We start from the raw sequence: 7,477 nt of genomic DNA on the forward strand, positions 1-7,477 counted from the left end.
CCAGATCAGATGGGTAAATATTCGCCTGATCCAGCGCAAAATTGTGATCTGCATTAATTCTCGTTTTCTGAATCTGTTTTGTTTTTGCCCTGATTCCTAAAGTTCCCCCTGCGCCAGACCACGAGGCCTGGCAGGACTTTGAACCGTGGAAGACTTGAGCATGAGCACAGCACTGAACGGGCAGGCCTATAACTACAAGGTCGTCCGCCAATTCGCCATCATGACCGTGGTATGGGGCGTTGTCGGCATGGCCATGGGCGTGTGGATCGCCTCACAACTGGCCTGGCCGCAGATGAACCTCGACCTGCCCTGGACCACCTTCGGCCGCCTGCGCCCGCTGCATACCAGCCTGGTGATTTTCGGCTTTGCCGGCAGCGCGCAATTTGCCGCCAGCTACTACGCCGTACAGCGTACCTGCGGGGTGCGGTTGTATTCGGACAAACTCGCAGCCTTCACTTTTTGGGGCTGGCAGTCGGTGATCGTGATCATGCTGGTCACCCTGCCCCTGGGCTACACCACAACCAAGGAATACGCCGAAATCGAATTCACCGGCGCAGTCTGGCTGACGGTGGTATGGGTGGCCTACGCCATCGTGTTTTTCACCACGGTGGTACGCCGCAAAAGCAAGCACATCTATGTCGGCAACTGGTTTTTTGGCGCCTTTATCCTGGTGATCGCCATGCTCCATGTGGTCAACCACCTGGCCATTCCGGTGGACTGGTTTAAATCATATCCGGTGTACTCCGGCGCTACCGATGCCATGGTGCAGTGGTGGTACGGGCATAACGCCGTAGGTTTCTTCCTGACCACCGGTTTTCTGGGGATGATGTACTACTTCGTGCCCAAACAAGTTGGCAAGCCGATCTACTCCTATCGCCTGTCGATTGTGCATTTCTGGGCACTGATCACTCTCTATATCTGGGCCGGTCCGCACCACTTGCACTACACCGCCTTGCCCGACTGGGCGCAGTCTCTGGGCATGGCCATGTCGATCATCCTGCTGGCACCCAGTTGGGGCGGCATGATCAACGGCATGATGACTCTCTCGGGCGCCTGGCATAAATTGCGCACCGACCCGATCCTGCGTTTTCTGGTGCTGTCCCTGGCGTTCTACGGCATGTCGACCTTTGAAGGCCCGATGATGGCGATCAAGACCGTCAACGCCCTCTCCCACTACACCGACTGGACCATCGGTCATGTCCACGCCGGTGCCCTGGGCTGGGTGGCAATGATCACCTTTGGTGCGCTGTACCACATGATCCCGAAAATCTTCGGCCGCGAGCAAATGTACAGCACCAGCCTGATCAACCTGCACTTCTGGCTGGCCACCATCGGCACGGTGCTCTACATCGCCTCGATGTGGGTCAATGGCATCACCCAGGGTCTGATGTGGCGAGCTATCAACGATGACGGCACGCTGACTTATTCGTTTGTGGAATCGTTGCAGGCCAGCCACCCGGGCTTCGTGGTTCGCCTGGTGGGCGGATTGTTTTTCCTCTGCGGCATGTTGCTCATGGCCTGGAACGTCTGGCGAACGGTGCGTGCAGGCAACCTCAAGCAGGCCGAACTGAGCGCACACATCGCCTGACCACGCTGCACCGCAGGCCCCAGGGCCTGCGGTACCCTACAGCAAGGAACCTTGCCCATGCTCGACATCGCCCTCAACAGCGCCGCGGTTATCAGCCTTTACTTTGCCGTAGGCTGGTGCCTGAAACACAAGACCGAAAACGACCTCGACGACGCCAGCCTGATTCCCTTTGCCGATGACCCGGAAGTAGCACGCCGGGTCGAGCTGGCCACCGGCAAAACCGTCAACGCCGTGCAGACCGCCGAACCAGAGCTGCGCAAGCCGGGATGGGGCACGCTCGACCTGTGAAAGCAGGGTAATGGCACTGCGACAGATTAAATCTGCACCATTAGTTGCACTGCGGGCGTATTCAACGGCATTCTGCCACTTACCGTTCAACGAACTAATGATCGAAGACGCACTCAATCTGTACTGCCATTAATACCTTTCCGACAGAGACGCTCATGACTTCCAAGCTGGAACAACTCAAGCAGTTCACCACCGTGGTCGCAGACACCGGCGACCTCGACGCGATTACCCGCCTCAAACCCGTGGATGCAACCACCAACCCATCGCTGCTGCTCAAGGCCGCCGCGATGCCCGGCTACGCAGAACTGCTGCAAAACGCCATCAGCCACGCCAAAGGTGATGTAGGTCAGGCCTGCGACCACTTCGCGGTGTCTGTGGGTAGCGGTATCTTGAATGTGATTCCGGGGCGCATTTCCACTGAAGTCGACGCCCGCCTGTCGTTCGACGAGCCTGCCCTGCTGCAAAAAGCCCACCAGTTGATCGAGCTTTACGACAAGGCCGGTGTAGGTCGCGACCGCGTGCTGATCAAGCTGGCCTCGACCTGGGAAGGCATCCGCGCTGCCGAGAAACTGGAAAAGGACGGCATTCAAACCAACCTGACCCTGCTGTTCTCGTTTGCCCAGGCCGCTGCCTGTGCCGATGCCGGGGTGTTCCTGATCTCGCCGTTCGTGGGTCGGATTTACGACTGGTACAAGAAGTCCACCGGCATTGACTACACCGGCTCCGATGATCCGGGCGTGCAGTCCGTGACCCGCATCTACAACTACTACAAGGCCAACGGCTACAACACCGTGGTGATGGGCGCGAGCTTTCGCAACCTTAACCAGATCGAACAGCTGGCCGGCTGCGACCGCCTGACCATCAGCCCCGACCTGCTGGAAAAACTGGCATTGGACGACGGCAAACTGGAACGCAAACTGGCTCCGGGCAATAAAGGCGAACCACGCCTGAGCCTGAACGAAGCACAATTCCGCTGGGCCTCCAACGAAGATGCCATGGCCACCGAAAAACTGGCCGAAGGCATCCGCCAATTCGCCCGTGACCAGGAAAAGCTGGAAGCACTGCTGTCAGGTAAATAACTTCATTTTGTGGGAGCAAGCCTGCTAGCGAAATGCCCTTCGCCAGCAGGCTCGCTCCCACGACCTAAGATGCAAGAAGCCCTGCACAATAGCTCTGCACGCCCTCCTCCAGCCCAAGCATTGGCTCGCGATACCCCGCTTCGCGCAACTGCCCGAGATCTGCGCAGGTGTACACCTGATACTTGTGCTTGAGCCCGTCAGGGAACTCGCAATACCGCAACACTCCGTCCAGCAAGGCCGTCTCAAGGGTCAGGGGCGGCCTGTCCTCGGCAGCGCGTACACTGTTGATGGTCGCCAGTGCCAGGTCATTGAATGACCGCGCGCACCCAGTGCCCAGGTTGAAAACACCACTGGTTTGCGGATGGTCCAGCCAATGCAGATTGACCTTGACCACATCCTCCACAGAGACAAAATCGCGCTCATGCCCGCCCGCCGGGTAGCCGCCGTACTCGCCAAACAACTCGACATGGCCATGATCGCGATACTGGTTAAAACAGTGCCAGACCATCGAAGCCATGCGCCCTTTATGCTGTTCGCGGGGGCCGTACACATTGAAGTAGCGCAAGCCCACAATCTGGCTGCGCGTCCTGGGCAGCAACTGGCGTACCCGCTGGTCGAAGAGGAATTTGGAGTAGGCATAGACATTCAGAGGCTGCTCGTACTCGCGGGCTTCACGAAACTCCCGTTTCGCGCCGTAGACCGCCGCCGAAGAGGCATACAGCAAAGGTACCGACTGTTCCTGACAGGCTTGCAGCAGGTCGCAGCTGTAACGGTAGTTGTTGTCCATCATCAACCGGCCATCACTTTCTACCGTACTGGAACAGGCGCCCTGATGCAGCACGGCACGCACTTCGCCCAGTTGATGGGTCGTAAAGCGCTGTACGAATTCACGCTTGTCGAAGTAATCAGCGATATCGCAGTCAGCTAGATTGCGGCACTTGTCGCCGTCAGTCAGGTCGTCGACGGCGATGATGTCGCGCTCGCCGCGTCGGTTCAGGGCCCTCACCAGATTGCTGCCGATAAACCCGGCAGCTCCGGTCACGATGATGCTCATCTATGGCTACCTCCTTGGAACATGAGTTGAGCTCAGGCTATGCCTGTGCGACGCGTCAGCATTGATGCAGGTCAAGCGTCCTTGCGGGTGACAAATGCCGACGTGACATACGGCACGCTGACGGTGCCACCGTGATTCAACGCGTTATGCGAGGCGACAAAAGCCGCCAGTTGCTGTTCCAGCCGATCACGCTCGGCCGGTATCAGAGCCGAGATAAAGCTGGTCGAACGCACCCGATTGAAGATTACGTCTTCTACCGGTCCGTCGTGGGAATGGCTCAGTTTCTGCTCGCGCAAAGGGCCAAAACCCGGATGAGGAAATGCCTGACGCCACGCGCCGGTATAGAAGCGCGGGGCATCACCTTCCCACTGATTGACCAGCGCATCCAGTTGCGCCACCCACGGCACACTGGCATCGCGCAGGTTCCAGATCAGCCCCAGTTGCCCGCCAGGCTTGAGCACGCGATGAATCTCGGTCAGCGCTGCAGAGGTGGCGAACCAGTGAAAAGCCTGCGCGCACACCACCACATCGACACTGGCATCGGCCAGAGGAATGGCCTGGGCAGTGCCTTGATGGGTTTCGACTTGCGGATAGCTGCTGGAGAGCTTGTCGAGCATGGCCTGCACCGGCTCGACCACAATCACCCGCGCGCCCGTCTGTAACAGGCGCGTGGTGAACTTGCCGGTACCGGCTCCAACTTCAAGCACGGTTTGCCCGGGCCCCAGGCCAAGGGTTTCGGACAACCATGCGGTCACACCCGCCGGGTAATCCGGGCGCCCGCGCACATAGTTGTCGGCGCCCTGCTTGTAACCATCTGCTGCTGCCTTATGGATGGTGGTATCGCTCATTGCCAGCCTCCGATTTCGTGGTTTTTAACCATAGTCGACCCAGGGCACACGCGAGATGAAAACCTCGTCAGAAACGGTACTTCATGCCCAGCATCAGGTTGCGCGGGTCACCGTAGTAATAAGTCGAGTACAAACCGTAACCGCTAAGGTATTCACGATCGAAAACGTTGTTTAAATTAGCTGACGCACTGAGGTTCTTGGTGATGTCATAGCGGGCCATCAAGCCGACCACGGCAAAGCTGCCTTCCTTGGCTTCGGTCTTGATTGTTGAATCCAGCTCGCTGTAGGTCGAGCCCTGCCAGGTCAGGTTGCCGCCCACGTTAAGGTCTTTGAGGTCGCCGGTCAGTTGATAGCTGGTGGCCAGTTTGAACAATTGCTCAGGGTGGTTGCTGTTGATCCGCTTGCCGTCCTTGTCCCGTGGCTGGGCGTAGGTGTAGCCCGCCAGCAATTGCCAGCCGGTCATGATTTCGCCGGATATTTCGGCCTCGATGCCCTTGGTCTTGGTACCGCTGATTGCCTTGTAGGCATCCTGGCCATCATCCCGCACACCATCGTATTCGGCGTAGTTGTCCTGTTTGATCATGAACAGGGCAAAACTGGTGTTCAGCGCCCCGCCGAAATACTCGGACTTCAGACCCGCTTCATAGCTTTGGCCAGTCATCGGCGGCAGAACCTTGTCGTCACGGTCGAAGTAGCTTTGCGGCGTGAAGATATCCGTGTAGCTGGCATAGACCGAGTGGTTTTCGTTCAGGTCGTAGACGATCCCGGCATAAGGAATCATCTTCCCGGTTTTTTTGCTGTTATCCGTGGTTGGCACAGTTTGCGCCGCGTTATAGGTCATTGTGCCTTTGCGATCGTAGTCCACTACCCTGGTTCCCAGGATGATCGACAGGTCGTCCACAGGTTTGAGGCGCAATGCTGCGTAGGCTGCCGACTCTTTGGTTTTGTACTTTTGCTTCAACCCCTGGCTCAGATCAGTAGGACGCGGCGCGTCATTGTTCCAGTTTTCGTAGTTGACGGTCAGGTCATCGGCATTCATTGCCAGGTAGTCCGTGCGCCGGTCACTGACGTTCATCCCCACCACCAGATCATGGGTACGCCCCAACAGCTCAAACGGCCCGGTCGCATAGGCGTCCAGTGTATCGGTATTGATTTCGAAGGTTTTGCTCCCGCTCATGAACTGCGCCTGGCCGGTGGCCTTGTCCGGAAAAGGCCCCCAGCCCACCAGGTTGCCCTGCAACTGCTCGGTGTTGCCCTTCCAGTGGCTGGCCTCGACCTTGAGCAGCCAGTCGTTGGCAAAACGCTGTTCAACACCGGCGAAATACTTGGTGCTTTCACTGTCGGCATACGCCCACTTGGCGGCGGGATTCATCGAGCGCTTGAAATGGGTGCGGCTGCCATCGCTGTAATACAGCGGCAATTGGCCAAAGCTCGAGCCGTTGGAATTGATCCGCTGATAGTCGATACCGGCGTACAGAGTGGTGTCGTCGGTCAAATCCGCTTCGCCGATGCCATAGAACACGTCCTTGGTCGAGGAATAGCGATCGATAAAGGAACGGCCATCTTCGTGGGCGGCGACGACACGTCCGCGCAGTGCGCCGTTTTCCGTCAGCGGCCCGGACAAATCCAGCTCGCTGCGATAGCGGTCCCATGAGCCGCCGCTGCCTGATACATAGCCCTGAAACTCCTTGGTGGGACGCTTGCGCACCAGGTTCACGGCCCCCGACGGGCTACCCACACCGCTCATCAAGCCGGTGGCACCGCGCACCACCTCTACGCGATCGTAAATGGCCATGTCACGCATGCCCAGGCCATTGGTATTGGTGGTGAAATCCGAGGTCGGCACACCGTCGTACTGAAAGTTATCGAGGGTGAAACCGCGAGAGTAAAAGTTGTAGCGCTCGCTGTCGTCATGCACCACGGTGATGCCGGGGGTTTGCGCCAATACCTGAGCGATACTGCCCAAACCTTGGTCAGTCATTTGCTGACGGGTAATGACCGTCACCGATTGCGGCGTTTCACGCAGCGAAAGCGGCAACTTGGTCGCCGTACTGGTTTCACCCGTGGTGTAGGAGTGACTGCCCTCAGTGGTGCTGCCCAACGCCAAACCCGTGACGCTGGTGGCTTGCAATTGCAACTGGCCGTCCACATTGGCGGAAGTCAGTGGGTATAGGGTCCAGACTCCGCTGGCGCCTTCGGTGGCCGTCAAACCGCTGCCCTTGAGCAGTTGCTGCAAGCCCTGGGGCACATCAAAGCGGCCCTTGAGGGCTGACGCCTGCTTGTCTTGCACCAGCGCCGGGTCATAAGGCAGGGAGATATTGGCCTGCTGGGCGAAGCGGTTCAGTGAATCTTCAAGCGTGCTAGCGGGCACGTCGAAACTGCGCTGAACACTCAAGGGCGCAGCACTGACCAGCGATAGCGGCTGCGCCACGGTGCACAGTAAAACGATATGCAAGGCCATGGCCAGGCGGTTGCGGGGAGGCAATGAAGGGTTGCGAAAAACACGGGACATTGGCGCGGGGCTCCTGCAATGGATAAGTCTTATGCCTATCTGTCGAAGGCCAGCCGAAAACCCGCAAAGAAATTTGCGCTGTGGGAGCGCTGTCTCTTATACACATCT

Annotated in this window: 6 protein-coding genes; 3 read left to right on the top strand and 3 right to left on the bottom strand. The window is 58.2% G+C overall.

The features are described from left to right. Positions 1-160: 160 nt before the first annotated feature. From ccoN to tal, 3 genes are all read left to right on the top strand, one after another. Positions 161-1,588 (top strand): cytochrome-c oxidase, cbb3-type subunit I, encoded by a 1,428-nt coding sequence (ccoN, locus tag QN377_RS19480; protein WP_296301505.1) that lies wholly within the window; start codon positions 161-163, stop codon positions 1,586-1,588. 57 nt (positions 1,589-1,645) lie between these two features. Continuing rightward, a complete protein-coding gene (locus tag QN377_RS19485; RefSeq protein WP_095018850.1) occupies positions 1,646-1,876 on the top strand; it encodes a hypothetical protein in 231 nt (76 codons plus the stop codon). A gap of 155 nt (positions 1,877-2,031) precedes the next feature. Beyond that, positions 2,032-2,955, top strand: coding sequence for a transaldolase (gene tal / locus QN377_RS19490; RefSeq protein ID WP_095002385.1), 924 nt, complete (start codon positions 2,032-2,034; stop codon positions 2,953-2,955). Between the two features lie 64 nt (positions 2,956-3,019). Here tal and rfaD read toward each other — a convergent pair whose 3' ends face one another. The 3 genes from rfaD to QN377_RS19505 all read right to left on the bottom strand — a co-directional run bounded on the left by rfaD (position 3,020) and on the right by QN377_RS19505 (position 7,369). Next, a complete protein-coding gene (gene rfaD / locus QN377_RS19495; RefSeq protein WP_322213139.1) occupies positions 3,020-4,009 on the bottom strand; it encodes an ADP-glyceromanno-heptose 6-epimerase in 990 nt (329 codons plus the stop codon). A 71-nt stretch (positions 4,010-4,080) separates the two neighbouring features. Next, entirely contained in the window at positions 4,081-4,857 is a 777-nt protein-coding gene (locus QN377_RS19500) for a class I SAM-dependent methyltransferase (protein WP_322213140.1), read from the bottom strand. Positions 4,858-4,924: 67 nt separating this feature from the next. Then, positions 4,925-7,369 (bottom strand): TonB-dependent siderophore receptor, encoded by a 2,445-nt coding sequence (locus QN377_RS19505; protein WP_322213141.1) that lies wholly within the window; start codon positions 7,367-7,369, stop codon positions 4,925-4,927. Positions 7,370-7,477 lie beyond the last annotated feature (108 nt).

This window comes from Pseudomonas sp. CCC4.1, from assembly GCF_035019225.1.
GTDB lineage: Bacteria > Pseudomonadota > Gammaproteobacteria > Pseudomonadales > Pseudomonadaceae > Aquipseudomonas > Aquipseudomonas bubulae.

Coding starts and splice junctions, on each gene's coding strand:
- QN377_RS19485 (WP_095018850.1), top strand. CDS start 1,646: ATGCTCGACATCGCCCTCAACAGCGCCGCGGTTATCAGCCTTTACTTT.
- QN377_RS19500 (WP_322213140.1), bottom strand. CDS start 4,857: ATGAGCGATACCACCATCCATAAGGCAGCAGCAGATGGTTACAAGCAG.
- rfaD (WP_322213139.1), bottom strand. CDS start 4,009: ATGAGCATCATCGTGACCGGAGCTGCCGGGTTTATCGGCAGCAATCTG.
- tal (WP_095002385.1), top strand. CDS start 2,032: ATGACTTCCAAGCTGGAACAACTCAAGCAGTTCACCACCGTGGTCGCA.
- ccoN (WP_296301505.1), top strand. CDS start 161: ATGAGCACAGCACTGAACGGGCAGGCCTATAACTACAAGGTCGTCCGC.
- QN377_RS19505 (WP_322213141.1), bottom strand. CDS start 7,369: ATGTCCCGTGTTTTTCGCAACCCTTCATTGCCTCCCCGCAACCGCCTG.